At 59.6% G+C, this 19198-nt stretch carries 17 protein-coding genes and 1 other RNA gene; 6 read left to right on the forward strand and 12 right to left on the reverse strand.

Going from position 1 to position 19198, the window contains the following annotated elements; translation table 11 throughout:
• Nucleotide 1 precedes the first annotated feature (1 nt).
• Genes G364_RS0112095 through G364_RS0112110 form a run of 4 tightly spaced genes read right to left on the reverse strand, consistent with a single transcriptional unit; the run spans nt 2 to nt 4668 of the window.
• Nucleotides 2-634: an isochorismatase family protein gene (locus G364_RS0112095; protein WP_019935410.1), complete on the reverse strand. Its 633-nt coding sequence runs from the start codon at nt 632-634 to the stop codon at nt 2-4.
• Nucleotides 634-2265, reverse strand: coding sequence for a (2,3-dihydroxybenzoyl)adenylate synthase (locus G364_RS0112100; protein WP_019935411.1), 1632 nt, complete (start codon nt 2263-2265; stop codon nt 634-636). Before G364_RS0112100 ends, G364_RS0112095 begins: the two co-directional genes overlap by 1 nt.
• Nucleotides 2258-3427: an isochorismate synthase gene (locus G364_RS0112105; RefSeq protein ID WP_019935412.1), complete on the reverse strand. Its 1170-nt coding sequence runs from the start codon at nt 3425-3427 to the stop codon at nt 2258-2260. The genes G364_RS0112100 and G364_RS0112105 overlap by 8 nt, the downstream gene beginning before the upstream one ends.
• Complete coding sequence (locus tag G364_RS0112110; protein WP_019935413.1) at nt 3424-4668, reverse strand: MFS transporter; 1245 nt, start codon at nt 4666-4668, stop codon at nt 3424-3426. Before G364_RS0112110 ends, G364_RS0112105 begins: the two co-directional genes overlap by 4 nt.
• Nucleotides 4669-4858: 190 nt before the next feature.
• Here G364_RS0112110 and G364_RS0112115 point away from each other — a divergent pair, with 190 nt between their 5' ends.
• On the forward strand, nt 4859-5998 hold the full coding sequence (locus tag G364_RS0112115; RefSeq protein WP_019935414.1) for a YncE family protein: 1140 nt from the start codon (nt 4859-4861) through the stop codon (nt 5996-5998).
• Nucleotide 5999: 1 nt separating this feature from the next.
• Nucleotides 6000-6665, forward strand: a complete 666-nt coding sequence (locus tag G364_RS16540) for a 4'-phosphopantetheinyl transferase family protein (protein ID WP_019935415.1) — start codon at nt 6000-6002, stop codon at nt 6663-6665.
• Here G364_RS16540 and katG read toward each other — a convergent pair.
• The 6 genes from katG to G364_RS0112150 all read right to left on the reverse strand — a co-directional run bounded on the left by katG (nt 6654) and on the right by G364_RS0112150 (nt 14369).
• Complete coding sequence (katG, locus tag G364_RS0112125) at nt 6654-8810, reverse strand: catalase/peroxidase HPI (RefSeq protein WP_019935416.1); 2157 nt, start codon at nt 8808-8810, stop codon at nt 6654-6656. The genes G364_RS16540 and katG overlap by 12 nt on opposite strands.
• Before the next feature lie 194 nt (nt 8811-9004).
• Nucleotides 9005-9553, reverse strand: coding sequence for a rhodanese-like domain-containing protein (locus G364_RS0112130; protein ID WP_019935417.1), 549 nt, complete (start codon nt 9551-9553; stop codon nt 9005-9007).
• Between the two features lie 14 nt (nt 9554-9567).
• The gene (locus tag G364_RS0112135) at nt 9568-10002 is read right to left on the reverse strand and encodes a DsrE family protein (RefSeq protein WP_019935418.1); all 435 of its coding nucleotides are present in this window, start codon (nt 10000-10002) and stop codon (nt 9568-9570) included.
• Nucleotides 10003-10081: 79 nt separating this feature from the next.
• Nucleotides 10082-11260 carry a lipocalin-like domain-containing protein gene (locus tag G364_RS0112140; protein WP_019935419.1) on the reverse strand — a complete coding sequence of 393 codons (1179 nt, stop codon included), beginning with the start codon at nt 11258-11260 and terminating at the stop codon, nt 10082-10084.
• The gene (locus G364_RS0112145; RefSeq protein WP_019935420.1) at nt 11257-13701 is read right to left on the reverse strand and encodes an FtsX-like permease family protein; all 2445 of its coding nucleotides are present in this window, start codon (nt 13699-13701) and stop codon (nt 11257-11259) included. The genes G364_RS0112140 and G364_RS0112145 overlap by 4 nt, the downstream gene beginning before the upstream one ends.
• Entirely contained in the window at nt 13698-14369 is a 672-nt protein-coding gene (locus G364_RS0112150; RefSeq protein WP_019935421.1) for an ABC transporter ATP-binding protein, read from the reverse strand. Before G364_RS0112150 ends, G364_RS0112145 begins: the two co-directional genes overlap by 4 nt.
• 95 nt (nt 14370-14464) lie before the next feature.
• Between G364_RS0112150 and G364_RS0112155 the strand changes: the two genes are divergently transcribed.
• A complete protein-coding gene (locus G364_RS0112155; RefSeq protein ID WP_019935422.1) occupies nt 14465-14830 on the forward strand; it encodes a glutathione S-transferase N-terminal domain-containing protein in 366 nt (121 codons plus the stop codon).
• 333 nt (nt 14831-15163) lie between these two features.
• Complete coding sequence (locus G364_RS0112160) at nt 15164-15475, forward strand: hypothetical protein (RefSeq protein WP_019935423.1); 312 nt, start codon at nt 15164-15166, stop codon at nt 15473-15475.
• A gap of 316 nt (nt 15476-15791) precedes the next feature.
• Here G364_RS0112160 and ffs read toward each other — a convergent pair.
• An RNA gene (gene ffs / locus G364_RS17070) (signal recognition particle sRNA small type) lies at nt 15792-15889 on the reverse strand.
• A gap of 83 nt (nt 15890-15972) precedes the next feature.
• Nucleotides 15973-17700, reverse strand: a complete 1728-nt coding sequence (locus tag G364_RS0112170) for an SLC13 family permease (RefSeq protein WP_019935425.1) — start codon at nt 17698-17700, stop codon at nt 15973-15975.
• Between the two features lie 120 nt (nt 17701-17820).
• On the opposite strand from G364_RS0112170, the gene cysD reads away from it, so the two are divergent.
• On the forward strand, nt 17821-18720 hold the full coding sequence (gene cysD, locus G364_RS0112175) for a sulfate adenylyltransferase subunit CysD (protein WP_019935426.1): 900 nt from the start codon (nt 17821-17823) through the stop codon (nt 18718-18720).
• A 154-nt stretch (nt 18721-18874) separates the two neighbouring features.
• Nucleotides 18875-19066, forward strand: a complete 192-nt coding sequence (locus G364_RS16545) for a four helix bundle protein (protein WP_019935427.1) — start codon at nt 18875-18877, stop codon at nt 19064-19066.
• Nucleotides 19067-19198: the final 132 nt, after the last annotated feature.

Consider the following 19198-nt stretch of genomic DNA (forward strand, 5'->3'; position numbering starts at 1 on the left):
TTCAAAGGGCCTTTAACAGTTGTTCTGTGGTCATGGGCACACCGCAGGTGCGGGCAATCCAGTGCAGGGCCGACATCTGATCCTCACGGCTGAAGTCGGCCACGGCGTCGGCGGCAATAAAGGGCTCTATGTCCAGCTGAAACGCCTCGGCAATGGTGGCGGTGCAGCCGATATGGGCATATACACCGGTCACCAGTAATTGATCCCGCCCGCGCACCCGCATCAGGGTTTCCAGGTTGCTGCGCTGAAAGGCGCTGTAGCGGTGCTTGACCAGCACATGATCGTCCGGCTGGGGAGCAAGCGCCTCGATAATGGCTTCATGCTCGGGCGCGCGGCTCATGCCCGGCCCCCACAAATCGGCCTGCAGGCCACGGTCGCAACGCTGCTGATTGCCTCTCTGAGCGGTGTAGAACACCGGGATCTGCCGTGCCCGGCAATGGGCAATCAGGGCGGCGATATTGGCAATGGCCGGTGCCAGCGGCGCGCCGGCGGCATTAAAGGGCCGCAGAAAATAATGCTGCATGTCGTGCACCAGCAGCGCCAGCCGGCCGGCCTCGGGCTGCCAGCGGGCACGGGCCTCGGGCAGCTCGTGGGCGGTGGGTTGGGCATAGTCGGAAATAACGGGAAGTCCCATCAGCCTTGCTCCTCGGTTTGTTCCAGATAACGTTGGCGCAGCCGGGCGCGCAGCTCCCGCCGGCTGATTTTGCCCACGGCCGTGGTATCAAAGGCGTCGGCAAACACAATTTGATCCGGCACCTTAAAGGTCGCCAGCCCCTGCTCGCGCACCCATTTTTTCAGCTCCACCGCCCGGGGCGGCTGCTCTCTTGCCATGACAAAGGCGCAGCTGCGCTCGCCCAGATACTCATCGGGAATGGACACCACGGCGGCGTCAAATACTTGTGGGTGGCTCAGCAGATAGTCTTCTATTTCTTCGGCGGAGATTTTTTCCCCGGCGCGGTTAATGTGATCCGTGGCCCGGCCCTGCACCACCAGATAACCTTCCGGTGTGCGCTTGACGATATCGCCGGTGCAATAAAAGCCGTCTGTGGTAAAGCTTTTGGCGTTGGCCGCCTCGTCGTTGTAATAACCGCGAATGGTGTAGGGCCCCTGCACCTGCAGGTGTCCGGCTTCGCCTTCCGCCACCGGTTCGCCGTTATCGTTCACAATGCGCACTTCGTCATCGGGGCTGATGGGCCGGCCCTGAGTATTGACGATCAGCTCGTCACTGTCGTTCAGGCGGGTATAGTTGACCAGGCCTTCGGCCATGCCAAACACCTGCTGAAGGGTACAGGGCAGCGCATTTTGCAGCCGGCGGGCGGCTTCCGGCAGCAGCTTGGCCCCGCCCACCTGCATCACTTTCAGGCTGGAAATATCATGGGGGCTGTGACCGGCGGCATCGGCCCACAACAGCGCCAGCGGCGGCACCAGCCCCACACAGGTGACCTGTTCCCGTTCAATCAGGGCAAAGGCGGCAGCGGGCTCGGCGCTGTCGCTCAGCACCACTGTGGCCCCTGCATGCAGGGCACCCAGCCAGCCCGGTGAACTCATGGGAAAGTTGTGGGCCGCCGGCAGCGCCACCATATAAACGCTGTGCTCATCAATGCCGCACAGCGCGTTGCTGGCACGAAACGAGTAGATGTAATCGTCGTGCGTGCGGGGAATCAGCTTGGACAGACCGGTACTGCCACCGGACAGCTGCAAGAAAGCCACGGACTGAGGATCGAATCCGGCGGGCAACAGGCTGGTGTCTCCTGCCAGCTGCTCCAGCGCAATATAGTCATGCCCCTCGCCGGCCATCACCACCTTCAGCTCAGGCAGAGTCCGGCCCAGCCCGGCGGCCAGGGTGGCATAGTCAAAACCGCCGTAGTGACGTCCGGCAAGGTAGGCGCTGGCCCCGGCCTTTTTGGCAAAATGAGTGACTTCGGTAATGCGGTGGGCCGGCAGCGCATACACAGGGACAAGCCCGGCATAAAACAGGCCGCATACCACAGGAATAAACTCCGCCACATTACCGAACTGCACTATCACTCTGTCGCCGGGGTTCAGCCCCAGTGCCAGCAGGCCGGCCCCGATGCGACAGGCTTCCCGGTCAAGTTCACCGTAGCTGATGCGGGTGTCGCCGGCCACCACCGCCACCTTGTGGCCAAGCCGTTCGGCGCGCTCACGCAAAAAGGCCGGAAAGGTTTCACCGCGCCAGTAGCCGGCAGCCTTGTATTTCTGCTCAAGGGCGGCAGGCCAGCGCTGGCTGAGCGGGACGTTAGTCATGGTGTTGTTCCTCAAATTCAAGTTCATCGTCCACCCCCAGGGCGTTAAGCAGGGCGCGGAATTTGGCACCGGTTTCGGCTACCTCCAGCTCGGGTTCGGAGTCGGCCACTATGCCGGCACCGGCAAACAGCCGCAGGCTATTGGCCTGCACATGGGCGCAGCGAATGGCCACATACCAGTCACCGTCGCCGGCATCATTTACCCAGCCCACGGCACCGGCATAAAAGCCTCTGTCGACCGGCTCCAGACGGGAAATGGTGTCCAGCGCCTGCTGGCGGGGGGTACCGCATACCGCCGGCGTGGGGTGCAGCAGGCCGGCCAGGGTAGCCACAGAGATGCTGTCGTCTTTCAGGGTGCCGGTAATACGGGTGCCCAGGTGCCACATGGTGTTGGTGGTATAAAGGGACGGGCTGTCCGGTACATCCAGCTCGCTGCACAGCGGTGCCAGCGCGGTTTTAATGGCATCCACCACATAGGCGTGCTCTTCCAGATCCTTGGCCGACGCCGACAGGGAACGGGCGGCGGCGGCATCTTCTTCTGCATTGGCACGGCGGCGGGCCGAACCGGCCAGCGGATGAGACACTATGGTGCGCCCCCGCCGGGAAATCAGCAGCTCCGGGCTGGCTCCCACCAGCCAGGCCGGCGGTGCATTGGTGGCCACCGGTACCGGCAGCACATAGGTGGTGACACTGGCGTCCTGCTCCAGCCGGGCGGCCAGCGCCAGCGGATCCAGGCTGGCTGCGGCCTGCAGCTGCAGACTGCGCGCCAGCACCGCCTTGCTGAGTGTGCGCCCGTCTATGCCGGCCACACAGTGGGCCACCATGCTGGCATAGTCCGCCGCCGGCGGCTCTGCCCGGGCTTCATTCACCAGGGGGGCCAGCGGCGTCACCGGCTCTTCACCGGCCACTAACTCGGCGGGTTGGTAGAGGGCATCATCGGCAAAGGGATCAAAGGGCAGCGCACCCACCAGCAGGGCCGGCCCGGTGCGGCGGGTGCTGAAAAACGCACTTACCCGCTGGCTCAGGGTCTGGGTGTTGCCTGCGGGCAGGCAAGCCAGACAGCCCTGTGTCTGCAACTGCTGCTTTGGGCCACGCAGCACAAAACGGTAGCGGCGCTGCTCGGCAGTGGCCAGAGCGTCGGTAAAAGGCAGGCGGTTTATCATGGCGATACTCCCGGGGTTTCTTGAATGGTGTCTGCCGACGAATAGCGCCACACGGCAATGGCCAACAGCATGAGTAACATCAGTACAAGCACATAGGGCGCACCCGGTGCAATGCGGTATAACAGGGTCCCGGCCAGGGGCCCCACTATCATCGACAGCCCCTGCATGGAGGCCACCATGCCGGCGGCTGCGCCCTGCTCATGGGCGTCTACACGGTTAGCAGTTAACGCCTGAACCGCCGGACGCACCATGCCCATGCCAAGTCCAGCCAAGCCAAAGGCCGCCAGCATGGGCATGGCGCTTTCAAGCCACGCCACGGCACCAAAACCGCTGCCCGCAAGCAGCGAGCCGAGCAGCAGCCAGCGCTCGGGAGGACGAGTAATACGCATCATCAGACTTTGAGAGCAAATCAGACCGGCACCCACGGCGGTCAGGGCATAACCGGCAGTTTTGGCTCCTTCACTCAAGGACAGCTGCATGCGATCCAGTACCAGAAACCCGACCGTTGCCTGGGTGATGGCCACCGCCATCATGGCGGCAAACACCGCAAACAGCGGCAGCCGCAGCCGGGCGTCAAGCCAGCCCACCACAGGGCCACTGCCCTGCCCCGGCTTACTACCGGTCTTATTGCCGGATGAGTTACCGGCATAGGTTTCCGGCAGTTTCCAGGCAATCAGTACCAGCGCCAGCACCGGCATGGCCGCTGCGGCATACAAGGACCAGGCAATGTCATACAAGGCTATCCAGCCCGCCACCACAGGGCCGGTCACCAGACCCACCGCATTGGCCGCGCCCAGTTTGGCCATGGCCGAGGCGCGATGTTGTGGCACCACCTGATCCGCCACAGAGGCAGCGGTAATGGCGGGCACAGCCGCATAAAACAGCCCCACCAGGGCGCGGCTGCCCACCAGAATAAACAGTGACAGCGCCATGGCCGGCGGGCTGGTCAGAGCCAGGTCGATGGACCAGGCCATCAGCACATAGGTAACGGCATAGGCACTGAGGGAGATAAGCAATACCCGCCGCCGCCCGACCTTGTCACTGAGCCTGCCCCAGCGCCGGGCCGCCAGCATCCAGAGCACGCCACCCACGGTGAGTGCCAGCCCCCCGTGCCAGTCTGCCAGGCCAAGCAGGCGCACCACAGGGCCTACCACGGCCACAAACGCCATGATGGCCATGGTGCCAACCAGAGCTACAACATTAAGCACCCACAACTGAGGTGCAGTGGAAGGAGAAGTCATTACCGCTATGTATCCGAACAGAGAATGTGTGGTCCTGCCTGATGCAGGCCAGTGGGGTAGAAACTTAAGATATTCAAAACTCAAAAGCAAATGATATTTACTTGCATTAGTTTGATAAAGTGAGCAAGCTATTGAACTTTTCCGGCGTTACTTACTTTTGTCACTACTTTTTTCTTACAGGAGTTTCTGCATGTTCAGACACGCATCCCAGCGCGGTTTACGGCTGCGCCATACCTTTGCTCTTTCTCTGCTGGCGGCCGCCATCGGCACCGCCACCCCGGCGCTGGCCGCGCCAGAGGTGGCCCGCTCGGTAAAAGTGGACGAGCGCGTCTATGAAATTGCCTTTAACCCCGCCAATCAGGCGGTGTATGCCGCCGTCACCGGCCTGGGTAACGACAGTGAGCAAAGCGTAAGCCCGGGCATAGTGGTGCTGGACGCCAACACCCTGGAGCAGAAAACCAAAATTGAAACCGGCGGAATCACGCCCTTTGGCTTAGGGATCAACGCTCAGACCCAGAAAATCTATGCTGTTGACACCCGTAAAGGGCTGGTCGGTGTGTATGATCTGAAAACCGGCAAGGAAGTGGCTGTTATCGAAAACAGCGGCAATGAGTCCAATCACCTGCGCCAGGCCGTGGTGGATGAAGGCACCAACAAAATCTATATCAGTGCCTTTGGTGGCATAGAGCGGGACGGCAAAAAAGGCCCGGCCAGCGCTGTTTGGGTGATTGACGGTGCCACCGACACGCTGGAGTCCGTTATTGTGTCTCCGGTGCAGTCTGCCGCCGGTCTGGCGCTGGATGCCGGCAAGCAGCGTTTGTATGTGGCTGACCTGAGCAACAGCAAAATTGCCGAAGTCGATATTAAGACCCAGAACGTGCTGCGCACCTTTGACTCTGTCAGCCTGGAAGATGACGCCAAGGCTCAGCCTTTTGACACCATCAACCTGGCCATCGATACCAAAAACAACGTGCTCTATGCCATTAATCAGAAGTCCGGCGGTGTGTCACTGATCGATCTCAAAAGCGGCAAGGTAACCAAGACGGTAAAAACCGGTGACGGTGCCCTGAGCGCCCGGGTTCACCCGCAAAGCGGCGATCTCTATGTGGCCAACCGCAACGACGGTACTGTTTCCGTGGTGGACGCCGACACTCACTATGTAACCGCCCATCTGTTCACCGGCGTGCGCCCCCAGACCCTGGCCATTGATCCGAAAACCGGTCAGGTTTATGTGAGCAACAAAGCCAAAGGCAAGGGCCGTCAGGCACCCAAGGATGCACCGGTACCGGTGGAAGCGGCCGGCAACACTGTTACCCTGATCACCCCCTGATATGTTGTTCAGGCCCGGACTGGCCAACGTCTGTTTTATTGGCGGCCGGTTTGACAGGAACCAGCTGGCAAAGGCAGACACCGGCCGGCTGGGCTTGAACAAGGCTTCTGCCAAACGCCGGGCCGAGTTTATTGCCGGCCGCCGGTGCGCTGCTGAAGCACTGTACCGGCTGGCAGGGGTGCACCATATGCCGGCCATGGGGCCGAAGCGTGCTCCTGTGTGGCCGGCCGGGTTTACCGGCAGCATCAGCCACAGCGACACCCATGCCGCTGCCGTGGTGGCCCGCACTCAAGACTATGGCGCGCTTGGCGTGGATATTGAGCCCTGCCTTGCCCATGACAGGGCCAGCGCGCTGATCCCTGCCCTGCTGACCGCCGATGAGCAGACCCGGCTGACCGGGGCCTGTCTTGGTGAGCAGCTGACCCTGGCGTTTTCCTTAAAAGAAAGTCTGTACAAGGCGCTGTATCCGCTGACGGGAACACAGTTTTACTTTCAGGATGCGCAAGTGGTGGCGGCCAGTAACGGCCGTGCCAGAATGCGGCTGCTGACCAGTCTCAACAAGCACTGGCCGGCGGGTACAGAAGTGACAGCAAGATACTGCCGCCATGGGGATCACCTGATAACACTGGTGGCCATAGCGGCAGAAAGGACTGGATCAGGCGTTTAAATCAAAACGGTCGGCGTTCATCACCTTGGTCCAGGCAGCCACAAAGTCGTGCACAAACTTGACTCTGTTATCGTCCTGGGCATACAGCTCGGCATAGGCACGAAGCACCGAATTGGAGCCAAACACCAGGTCTACCCGGCTGGCGGTCCACTTGACGTCATCGCTTTGCCGGTCCCGGATTTCATAATGATCTCCCGCCGGCTGCCAGCGGTAATTCATATCGGTGAGGTTCACAAAAAAGTCATTGGACAGGGTGCCCGGCCGGCTGGTGAACACACCGTGTTTGCTGCCACCGTGGTTGGTGCCCAATACCCGCATGCCGCCGATCAGCACCGTCATTTCCGGAGCAGTCAGCCCCATCAGTTGGGTTCTGTCGAGCAGCAGCTCTTCCGCATTCACCGCATAGTCTTTTTTCAGCCAGTTACGGTAGCCATCATGCACCGGCTCCAGTGGTTCAAAAGACTCCACATCCGTCATGTCATCGGTGGCATCGCCCCGGCCCGGCGAAAACGGCACTTCCAGCTGCACACCCCCTGCCGCTGCGGCCTGCTCTATGCCCACATTACCTGCCAGAACAATCACATCGGCCAGACTGGCACCGCTGTCGGCGGCAATGGGTTCAAGCACACTCAGCACCTTGTTCAGCCGCGCCGGCTCATTGCCTTCCCAGCTTCGTTGCGGCTCAAGGCGAATACGGGCACCATTGGCACCGCCGCGCATATCCGAGCCACGGAAGGTTCTGGCGCTGTCCCAGGCGGTGGACACCAGCTCGCTGATAGTAAGCCCGCTTTTGGCGATCTTGTCTTTAACATCCTGCACATTGTACTGGGTGGAGCCGGCGGGCACGGGATCCTGCCAGATCAGGGTTTCTTTGGGTGCATCCGGGCCAATATAACGGGTGCCGGGTCCCATATCCCTGTGGGTGAGCTTGAACCAGGCCCGGGCAAACACCTCGGAGAAGTAAGCCGGATCCTGATAAAAGCGCTCGGATATTTTACGGTAGGCCGGGTCCACCTTCATCGCCATGTCGGCGTCTGTCATCATGGGGTTATGACGAATGGAAGGATCCTCCACGTCCACTGGTTTATCTTCTTCCTTGATATCCACCGGCTCCCATTGCCAGGCCCCCGCCGGGCTTTTAACCGATTTCCATTCATGGTTAAGCAGCATCTCAAAATACCCGTTATCCCATACGGTGGGATGGGTAGTCCAGGCACCTTCCAGACCGCTGGTCACGGTATCACGGCCAATGCCACGGCGAGTGTGGTTGTTCCATCCCAGACCCTGCTCCTCCGGACCGGCAGCCTCAGGCTCGGGGCCAAGCTCGGCGGCATTGCCGTTGCCATGGGTTTTACCCACCGTATGGCCACCGGCGGTCAGCGCCACGGTTTCTTCGTCGTTCATGGCCATGCGCTTGAAGGTTTCTCGTATGTCATGGGCAGTTTTCTGCGGATCGGGCTTGCCGTCTACCCCTTCCGGGTTGACATAAATCAGCCCCATCATCACCGCTGCCAGCGGGTTTTCCAGATCCCGCTCGCCGGAATAACGGCTGTTTTCGCTGCCGCTGGGTGCCAGCCATTCTTTTTCCGCTCCCCAGTAAATGTCTTTTTCCGGATGCCAGATATCTTCCCGGCCAAAGGCAAAGCCAAAGGTCTTGAGGCCCATGGACTCATAGGCGATGGTGCCGGCATAGGTGATGAGATCTGCCCAGCTCAGCTTGTTGCCATACTTTCTTTTAATGGGCCACAGCAGCCGGCGGGCTTTATCGAGGTTGGCATTGTCGGGCCAGGAGTTAAGCGGGGCAAAGCGCTGGTTACCGGTGGCAGCACCACCACGGCCGTCGGCAATGCGGTAAGAGCCGGCGGCATGCCAGGACAGCCGTATCATCAGGCCGCCATAATGGCCCCAGTCGGCCGGCCACCAGGGCTGGCTGTTGGTCATTAACTCGGTGAGATCTTTTTTAAGGGCAGCAAAGTCGAGGGTTTTTACCTGCTCGCGATAATTAAAACCGCTTTCCATGGGATTGGTTTTGCTGTCGTGCTGATGAAGTATGTCGAGATTCAGAGCCTTGGGCCACCAGTTCATGTTCGACTGGCCAACCTCGGTAACGGCACCATGCATAACCGGGCATTTCTTGGCTGACATCATTCTTCTCCTTCTGTGCGTAGCAGCAGCTTGGCCACCAACAGCTTGTTGGGGTTCAAATAACACTATTGACCAGAATAGGCGGTTTTAATAATGGTTTTTCTCTATTTTTTTAATTGGTTTTAACAATTAACTTACCGCTGGCATTAAAAAACCGGCTGATACCGGTTTTTTAATGCTCAGAACGCCAGACGTTATTGCGGACGCTGCAGTTTGTCGGGGCTCAGCCGCGGGCTCCAGGGCAGCCCCTCGTTCTGCCAGCCGTTCACCAGCCTGAAACCGGCCTGTTCACCAGACTTGATGCTGTCACCCTGAAAGCCATGCACCACATAGTGAGCATTGGTAAAACCATGCTCCTGCAAGAATTCGGCACTGGGCAGGCCCCGCTCACTGCCGGAGCGGCACATGGTAATGATGGTAGCGGTTTCATCCAGACCACGCTCCGCCAGGGCTGCTTTTACCTGCTCTATAAACTGCGGGTTGCGGTATAAACGGAACCGTTGCTTGTCTTCATCCCAGACGCTGCGGTCCACCAGCAGGTAAGGCACGTTCAGATCCACTTCATTGGTGCCCCCCACAAACATGATCTCCACCGGATCACGCACATCCAGCAGCAATACCTGCTCATTGTCGCGGTTCAGCTCGTAGGCTTGTCTGGCGCTCAGGCCCAGCTCATCGGCCCCGGCATAAACAGGCAGTGCCATGCTTACTGCCAGCAGCGCCGGTGTTAAACGTTTCCACATAATGTCACCCCTTATTAAAAGCTGAATACCCGCACATCGTCCGCCGTCATCATGGCAGCCATGTTGGCCGGCGTGGCCACGTCAACCTGCTCGCGCAGATCAGCCTGAGTATATTCACTATTGGGCAAATAAAGTGCGCACACGCTCACCTTGCCCCCTCCTTGCTGCAACTTGTCCATCAGTTGTTCCGGGGTCACATTGTTGGGCTTCAGCGGTGCACTGCTGTACCCGCTAATAGCCAGATCTCCCGCTTTGTCACACAGCAGTACGTTTACGCTACTGCCCTGCTGTTGCATGGCATTACCCAGTACCATGGCCATGCCCTGCACCTGAGGGGCAGCACTGGTGACCAGCAGTAATACCTTTGACTCCGCTGCCTGCGCCGCGCCTGCAGCACTCATGCCGGCACCCAGCGCCAGCGCGGCCAGTGTTTTTCTTCCCTTTGTCATGATGCGCTCTCCTTTTATTAAGATGATACTAATATAAGGTAATTCTTATGTATCTGTAAAGCTCATTGGCCATAACGTATCAATATCCGGTCATCTCCAGATAACCCCGGCCAAGGGGCGCACCGCTGTCGGCATCGGTCACGCTGACCGCCCCCTCCCAGTAGGGCACCGAAGTATGCATCCAGCGATTGGGGTGGTGAGCGCTGACAGACAGCGTCAGCTGTTGTTCCGGCAGGGTGAGCCGCCAGTGCACCGGCACGTGCCGGCCGGCGACGTCGGCGTTTTCCAGGGGCGTCAGCGTTATACTCTCTGCACTCAGCGGCATAATCTCCCCGTCCGGGCTGATCCAGCTGCCGGACAGATAATCGCTGTGATTGTCGCCCCCGCCCCGCAGACGAAAGGCCATCAGCTTGTGGCCGCTGTTCAGATGCAGGGAAAACCAGTCCCAACCAGACTGCTTTTCACTCAGCAGCTGACTGCTCCATTCCCGGTCCAGCCAGGCCTCGCCATTCACGGAAACCGACTCGCCGTTCAGCCACACCCGGCCACTTGCCCGGTAAAAGGGCTGACTGTAATACATGGAGCCCTGGCCATTGGCAGACTTCTGGCTGAACCCCTTGATGCCATGACGTACCAGCGGGCCGCTGGCTTCAAGCGTCAGCTCATAGCCAAAGTCGCCCTGTCCGTCTTTGGCTTCGGCCGAGAGTTGTAGCCGGTCCAGAGCATCCTCGGTGGTGCTCAGACTTTCCAGCTGCCAGTTATCCAGCCAGGCCCGAAACGGCTGCGCCATCACGCCAGCCTGATGATCAGCACGAACCACATCAGTCCCCCTCGCAAAGCGCTCGGCCACCCTGTGCTGCTCGCCCCGAGACAGCGCCATGTGCGCCATCCAGATCTGCTGTGCCGCCCAGGGGCTGTCCGGCGTTGCTGTGTTCACGGACTGCTGCGCCTGACGAAACAAGGTCCACTGCAACCCCAGGGGCTCGCCCCGCTCGTCTTCAAGATTGGCAGTGAGATACCACCACTCAATACGAAACCCTGTGTGCGGGCCGTGATCGGCAGGAAAATTCAGGGACATGCCGGCATGGGCCCGGGTATATCCCTCGCTGGCTGCTCCCAGACCGGTAAAGCCGGCATCATTGGCAGTGGTCTCCCTGCCGGCATCGCAGCCGCTCACAACCAATAACCCGCACAGCAGGAAGAGGGTAGCTGCCGCTTTAGCCGGCAGAGCCTGGGCAACAGGCTTGAAATACTTCATGGGTTTTCTTCCTCCGCCAGCAGCGCCCGGGGTGGCGTACGCCACAGCCTCAGCACGGGCAGGGCTGCTGCCAGCAGCGCCACCAGCACAGCCATCATCAGGGTCACCGCCATTTCGCCGGGAAACAGATGCAGTGGCAGCCGCCAGCCAAAAGCCGCGACATTAATGCCCCACACCAGACAAGCGGTAATGGCTATCCCCAGCGGAATGGCCAGCAGCCCGGTAGTCAGCGCCAGGCCGGCAAGCTGGGCCAGCTGAACCGCCAGCAACCGGTGCCGGGACACCCCAAGAGCCCGAATGGTGGCCAGACGCCGGCGCAAGGCCCCTGCCTGGGCCAGCAGGGTGGCCAGCAGTGCCAGTGCCGCCACCGCCAGAGTGAGCGCATTCAGCGCCCTGGTAATGGCAAAAGTGCGCTCAAAAATGGTGGTGGCGGTCTGTTTCACTTCCCGCTGATCCTGCACTGTTACATTAAAACGCTCGCTCAGTTGCCGGCGTGGCGGACCGGCCCGGGCACCGGGCGCAAGCACGATACCCATGGCCTCAGGCGGCACGCCAAACCACTGCTGCACCTGCGCCGTGGTCAGCACCAGCTCGCCTCTCGGGTTACCGTAGTCCGGGTAAATGCCCGCCACTGTTACCGTTTTTATACCGCCGGGCACCGCCATGGTCAGCCGGTCGCCGGTTGTAATGCCTTCACGCCGGGCCAGCTGCTCGTTAATAAAGGCCCCTCCCCGTTGCAAACCCTGCCAGGCGGCCTGACGCTGCTCAGGCACCAGCAGAGGCCAGCGGGCCACCAGCACCGGTGCCGGCGTTATGCCGGCAATGGCAAGCGGCACATGAAGGCGGCGCAGCCGCTTGCCGGCGGTCACCTCAAGCAATTCGGTCTCGGCACGGGCGGTGGTGAGAATGGTCTGCACCTCGGGCCGCTGGCCAAGCCAGGCATGAATGCGCTCAAACTCTGCTGCCGGCGGCCGCAAATACAGGTCTGCCAGCAGCCGTTGTTCGAGCCAGTCGAGAAAGGTCAGCCGAAAGCCGCCCACCATGCTGCTTACCCCCAGATTGGCGGCCAGGGCAATCAGCAAAGCCATCATGGCAAGAGACAAACGCGGCAGTTGCAGCTGCATGTCGGCCAGCGCCCACTGTGTCAGTGGACGGCGGCGCGCCAGCGGTAACAACCCGTCCAGCAGCCCGCCCAGCAGCGGCGGCAGCCAGAGTGCGGCGGCCAGCAAAATGGTCGCCACCAGCCCGAAGCCGGCGAGCAAGCCCTCACCGGCAGCTGACATACTCAACCAAAGCCCGCATGCCAGCGCCAGCAACGCCGCCACCGCCCCCAGCCAGCGCTGCAAGCGCAACTGGCGCTGAAAACCGGCCCGCCAGGCCTGTGCCTGACCGAGCTCCAGCAGTGGCAAGCGGCTGGCCCGCCACAAGACGCCACTGCCGGCAAGCAGCAGTCCGCCCAGCGTGACACCCATACCACCCAGCCAGTAATGCCAGGGCAGGCTGAGTCCGGCACTGACATTGGCGTCATACAGACTTTGCAGGGTGGCCGCCACGTCCGGCAGCAGACGGCCGGCCAGCCAGACCCCGCTCACCAGCCCTGCCACCGCGCCGAGCAGCCCCAGCAGCAACAGCTCCAGTGCCAGCAGGCCGGTTAAGCTGCGGCCCGGCACCCCCAGCGCCCGCAGGGTGCGCAATAAGCCCAACCGCTGCTCCAGCGCCAGCCCCAGCGCTGCCTGCACAATAAACAGTCCCACCACCAGCGCCAGCAGCGCCATGGCGGTGAGATTAAGATGGAAGCTTTGGGTCAGCTCGCCGGGGCCGGCGCTTGTAACCTGCCTGAACCCGGCCGGTACCTGCTCAAAACGGCCAATCAGGGCGGTAATCTTATCCCCGGCCTGCAGTAACTGCGCCGCAATGGCCATGTCCATCACCGCCATATTGGGCGGCAACCCGGAGTCCGCGACCATGGGCGGCAACACAGTGCCATTTTGCAGCCTGGCCACCTCACCCAGCTGCGCCTGGGTGTCTGGTGCCAGCCGCACTTGCCAGGGCGGCGCAATAAAGTCCTGCAACTGCCCCTCTGTGCTGCCAAGGCTGCTGCCGGACGGCAGAGTGAAAGGATCAATGCCCACCAGGGTAAGCCGAACGCCTCTGTCGGTGACGCGCTCTCCTTCCAGCAGCGGCGACACCGGCACCCCGGCCCGGCGCAGTGCCACAAAGTCATCATGAGTGAGTGGCGCGCCGTTATCCCGCTCCAGCCGCACCAGACTGCCGCCCAGCAGTGCCTCGGCGCGGGCGTAATTGTCCTTCGCTGAAGCGTTAATGGCCTGCACCCCGCTCCACAGCGCCCCCGCTACCCAGAGCCCCAGCAGCAGCATGGCCAGCTGCCCCGGATGACGCCGGTAATGAGACAACAGAGTAGCCAGCACCACTCGAATCATGATGCGGTGCTCCCAGGTACAAGCCTGCCGTGATGCAGGGTTAAACATCTGTTCAGCGGCGCGGCCATTTTAGGACTGTGGGTCACCATCAGCAGGCTGCTGCCGCTTTCCGCCACCAGCGTCAGCAGCAGCGCCAGCACCGCATCGGCGGTAGTTTCATCCAGATTGCCGGTGGGCTCATCCGCCAGTAACAACGCCGGGCGGGACGCCAGTGCCCGGCCGATAGCCAGCCGCTGCTGCTGACCGCCGGAAAGCTGCTCGGGGTAATCATGCTCGCGCCCGCTCAGCCCCAGACGCGCCAGCAGGTGCGCCGACCAAACCGGATCTTCCCTTCCCGCCAGCCGGGCCTGCAGCCTCAGGTTGTCGGCCACGTTCAAACTTGGCACCAGATGAAACTGCTGAAACACCAGCCCCAGACTGGTGCGTCTCAGGGCGGCCCGGCCTGAGTCATGCAGACCGGCCAGCGAAGTGCCGCCAATGACCACCTCGCCCCGATCGGGCACATCCAGCCCCGCCGCCAGATGCAGCAGCGTCGATTTGCCGCTGCCCGACTCCCCCATCAACGCCAGACTTTCGCCGGCGGCAAGGTTCAGATCCACCCCCTGCAACACGGCCAGCGGCCCCTGAGGCGTGGCATAACATTTGTGCACCCGGCGAAATTCCAGCATGGCTCCCTCCCTGTGTGGCTTAACATACTGAAAGGACGAACCTGGCCGCCCTTTCAGTTACAATCCTGACTTTACATCATCAAGGAGAACACTGAATGTTGGTCAAGCTGTTACGCAATGGAGTGGGTGGCATTGTTCAGGTGGGTGATCTGCTTACCCGCCCCGCCAAAATGAAGCGCGCCCCCGAGGCGCAGCAAGAAGTAAATGAAGCCTGCCAGCAACTGGCGCTCTATCAGCTGCCCCGCTGCCCGTTCTGTATCAAGGTGCGCCGGAACATGCACAAGCTGAATCTGCCCATTGAAAAACGCAATGTACATCCCGGCTCTCCCCACAGAGACGAACTGCAGGCCGGCGGCGGCCGGGTAAAATCTCCCTGCCTGCGCATTGAGGAAAACGGCGAAACCCAGTGGATGTATGAGTCGAACGACATTATAGCCTATTTGCAGCAGCGCTTTGGGTAAGCTTTCTTGAATCCATGCAAGCTTGCCGGTAGCAGTAGCCTTCTGGGGAAATATCGGACGCATCCAGCCGGCAGTGTTTGCAGATGCCTGGGCGTTTGGGCTGAGTGGGGGCGCTGATTCTGACCGGAGCGACTTGTCTTGGTCTGGCAATGGGCGGGAACTGAGGCGACTGTGGTTGCTGCGGCTTTGTTGAGCCCGCGGATGATACAGCCAGAGCGGCGGTGCGGTTGCACAGGTGCCCGCCGGCGGCAGGTAAATGTCAAGCCTGTATTTGGCGTCATTCCCCACCTGATATAGCGCCGTGGGCCCTTCTGCCGGGCCGGATGACGGAACATGGCTCACCGCCAGGGTTTTGCCCGTGCACACCGGCTTGTGAAAACCATCAATGCGCAGCGCCGGCGTGCTGAGCGAGTTAATCCGGTCCAGTTTGTCCAGCAACATCAGGCGAATGCTGGTCTCAAAGGCAAAGGCGCAATCCCGTTCGCTACCCTTGTGGTGGCTGAAATGATGGGCTTTATGCTGGCTCTTTCGTGCTATCAGCACACCATGGCAACTGGGGCAATGGCACCCACAACCAAGGCCGCTTTCCACCTCTTCCACAGAGACGATTTGCTGATCGGCATCCCTGATGGCGAAAGGGATTAAGGTTTTTCCTGACATGGCGGCACTCATCCGTATGCAACAACCGATATGCAGCCAGTGTGGCATGGGTTGGTGCCCATGGCGAACAAGAAGAGTAAGCAAGGTTACCGCTACGCGGCAAGATGCAGGCGGGCCGCCTGCGCTCCGGGCCATGCCGAAGCTTTAAATATCAACTGCCATTGCTTGAAGACGGCGACGTTTTACACAGCCAGACAAAGGCGATGCGCAGATTTTGACAGATGTTGAAGGCTTTGATTTCTGAATGAGAAACGTAAAAAGAAGAAAAATCGAAGGGATTCGTATGAATATTGGAGGTGGCGCCCGCCAGCCACATCCCGGCACTCGAAGGTCCTTGCCGTGGCTGCTCCCTTCCGGGCCTGACCAGGTAGACAAGGTTTCGATGCGGGAGGACCAACGGGGCCACCATCGAAGCGAGGCCAGTGTAGCAAAACGGCCTTTCAATGCAACCGCTTGTGAACCGACTGCGGTTTTATTCGCCGTTAGAACGGAAAAAACAGCGGTATCAGTACCAGCACACCGGCGCTGTAAAGCAGACTGATGGGCAGTCCGGTTTTAATATAATCGATAACCCGGTAACGGCCCGGCGAATAGACCATCAGGTGGGTCTGATAGCCAAAAGGCACCAGAAAACAGGCGCTGGCTCCAAAAGCTACCGCCATAACAAAGGGCATGGGATCCACACCAAACCCATGAGCAGTCGATAAGCCAATGGGAAATGCCAGGGCCGCAGCGGCATTGTTGGTGACGGTTTCGGTCAGCAACAAAGTAATGAGATACACCCCCACAAACGCGCCCATCACACCATAACCGTTAAACAGAGAGCGCATAACATCTGCTACCAGCTCTGCCGCCCCTGAGCTTTCCAGCGCCTTGGCCACAGTCAGCGCTGAGCCAATCACCATCATCAGCTCAAAAGGAAAACGCCGGCGCAGCTCCGACAGTGTAAGAACCCGGCTCAGCAACAATGCCGCCAGCAGTAACAAAAGACCATTCAGCAGCGGCAGCAGCCCCAGCGCTGCCAGACCAATGACCAGTCCAAAGCCGCTGAAGGCTAACAGACTCTGTTTCATGCTGAGTTTGGGCCGCTGCAGGCTGTTACTGAGCAGATGAAAGTTACGGTCCAGATTGCGGTGTTGTTTAAAGTCCGGCCCCACCGCCAACAGCATGCTGTCTCCTACCCGCAGCGGAATTTTACCCAGGGTGCCATACAGCCGCCTGCCGCCACGGCGAATACCCACTACACCGGCATTGAACATGGTGCGAAAGTCCACTTCCTGCAGGGTGCGGTTGGCCAGCTCAGACTCGTTGGAAATCACCACCTCCACCAGGTTGGACGCCAGCAGCCGGTCTACGCCGTTGCCAAACAGCTGCAGGCCGGAAAACTGCTGCAGCGCCTGCACTTTTTCCACTTCACCGGTAAATACCAGCACATCATCCGCTTCCAGCACTTCATCGGGAGAAACGGGACTTATCAGCCGGTCATTGCGGGCAATTTCCAGCAAAAATAAACCGTTAAGCCGGCGCAAACCGTTATGCTCAATGCTCATTCCCACCAGCGGCGAGCCGGCTTCCACCCGGGCTTCCAGGAAATAAGAGTGAGTGCATTCACTGCCCTGTTGCTGATGTGACGGTAACAGCCGCCTGCTGAACAGCAGGCCCAGCAGGCACAAGAGCGCTACTGGCAGTCCTACCAGAGTGAATTCAAACATGCCCAATGCCGGCAATCCGGCATTCACCACAAAGGAGTTCACCACCAGATTGGTGGAGGTGCCAATCAGGGTAGTGATGCCCCCCAGAATCGAAGCAAATGACAGCGGAATAAGCAGGCGCGAGGCGGGAATATGACGCTGGCGGGAAATGACGCCAAGCAAGGATCCCACCACGGCGGTATTGTTCAGAAACGCCGACAAGCCGGCAGTCAGCCCCATCAGCCGCAGGCTGGCATGCCACTCTCTGCCCTGCAGCAAAGAATCTGACAGCCGCTCCAGCAGTGGCGAACGCTCCAGTGCCAGTGACACCAGCATCAGCACCAGCAGGGTGATCAGCGCTGGGTTGGAAAAGCTGGTCAGCATGGCCTGCTCGCTGATAACACCAAAAATCACATAGCCCACTGCCCAGCCACTGAATAATACAGCCGGCTTGATCCGGCCGTGGATCAGTAACGCCAGCAAGACGCCGACAGATGCTAATACCAAATATGCTGACATATATAACCACTCGCTCTTTAGCAGGGGTATCATTGTACGCATATATCAAATAAACTGGATACATAGAATATCTATAACATTTTGTTATTAGCATAATCCAAAGGCGAGAACAGTATCACTATGAATCTGACGCACCTGCAACGGCTGGAAGCCGAAAGTATTCACATTATGCGGGAAGTGGTGGCCGAGGCCGACAACCCGGTCATGCTTTATTCCATTGGCAAAGACAGCGCCGTTATGCTGCATCTGGCCATGAAGGCGTTTTACCCGTCGGTACCGCCCTTCCCCTTGCTGCATGTGGATACCCGCTGGAAGTTCCGTGAAATGTACGAGTTTCGCGACTACATGGCCAAGAAGCTGGGTATGGAGCTGCTGGTACATGTGAACCCGGAAGCCATTGAAAAAGACATCAACCCCTTTACCCACGGCTCGGCCATTCATACCGACATCACCAAGACCGAAGGCCTGAAGCAGGCGCTGGATAAATACGGCTTTGATGCCGCCTTTGGTGGTGCCCGCCGCGATGAAGAAAAGTCCCGCGCCAAGGAGCGGATTTTCTCGTTCCGCACCGAGCAGCACCGCTGGGATCCGAAAAACCAGCGTCCCGAGCTGTGGAAGCAATATAACGCCCGCAAACACAAGGGCGAGTCCATTCGCGTGTTCCCGCTGTCCAACTGGACCGAGCTGGACATCTGGCAATACATTCACCTCGAGAACATTCCCATTGTGCCCCTGTATTACGCCGCCGAGCGCCCGGTGGTGGAGCGCGACGGCACCCTGATCATGGTGGATGACGAGCGCATGCCGCTGAAAGACGGCGAAGTGCCCATGATGAAAAGCGTGCGTTTTCGCACCCTTGGCTGCTACCCGCTCACCGGCGCGGTGGAGTCTACCGCCGCCACCCTGCCCGACATTATTCAGGAAATGCTGCTGACCAAAACGTCCGAGCGCCAGGGCCGCATGATTGACCACGACTCGGCGGCGTCGATGGAGAAAAAGAAACAAGAGGGTTATTTCTGAGGCGCGCAGCGCCTCGGAAATAACCAGCTGTAAGCTTTATGCTGTCAGCTTTCAGTAAAACAACCAGAGTCGGCAGGATAAGTGCTGAGCCTGCAGGCACAGCAAGTCGACTGACAGCTGATAGCTAATAACTGACAGCTAAAACGCCAAAGGCATGACGCGACAGACTGTTAAAGATAAAACACATTTTTTAGTGATTGCCCGAGGCTCATGCGCCGAGCTGAGAACACAAATTTATATCGGCATGGAAATTGGTTACATCACCTCTGAGCCCGGAAAAGCATGGCTGGAGGAGACAAGAGAAATTTCCAAAATGATCAACGGGCTGATCACGTCGCTGAATTAAGTGTCTGACTGACAGCTGACAGCTGACAGCTGACAGCTGACAGCTTAAAGCTGATAGCTTTAGTCCGGCATATAGCTCTGAAGGATATATAAGATGCATCAGTCATCTCTGATAGAAAGTAATATCGAACAA

The organism is Oceanimonas smirnovii ATCC BAA-899, assembly GCF_000381965.1.
GTDB lineage: Bacteria > Pseudomonadota > Gammaproteobacteria > Enterobacterales > Aeromonadaceae > Oceanimonas > Oceanimonas smirnovii.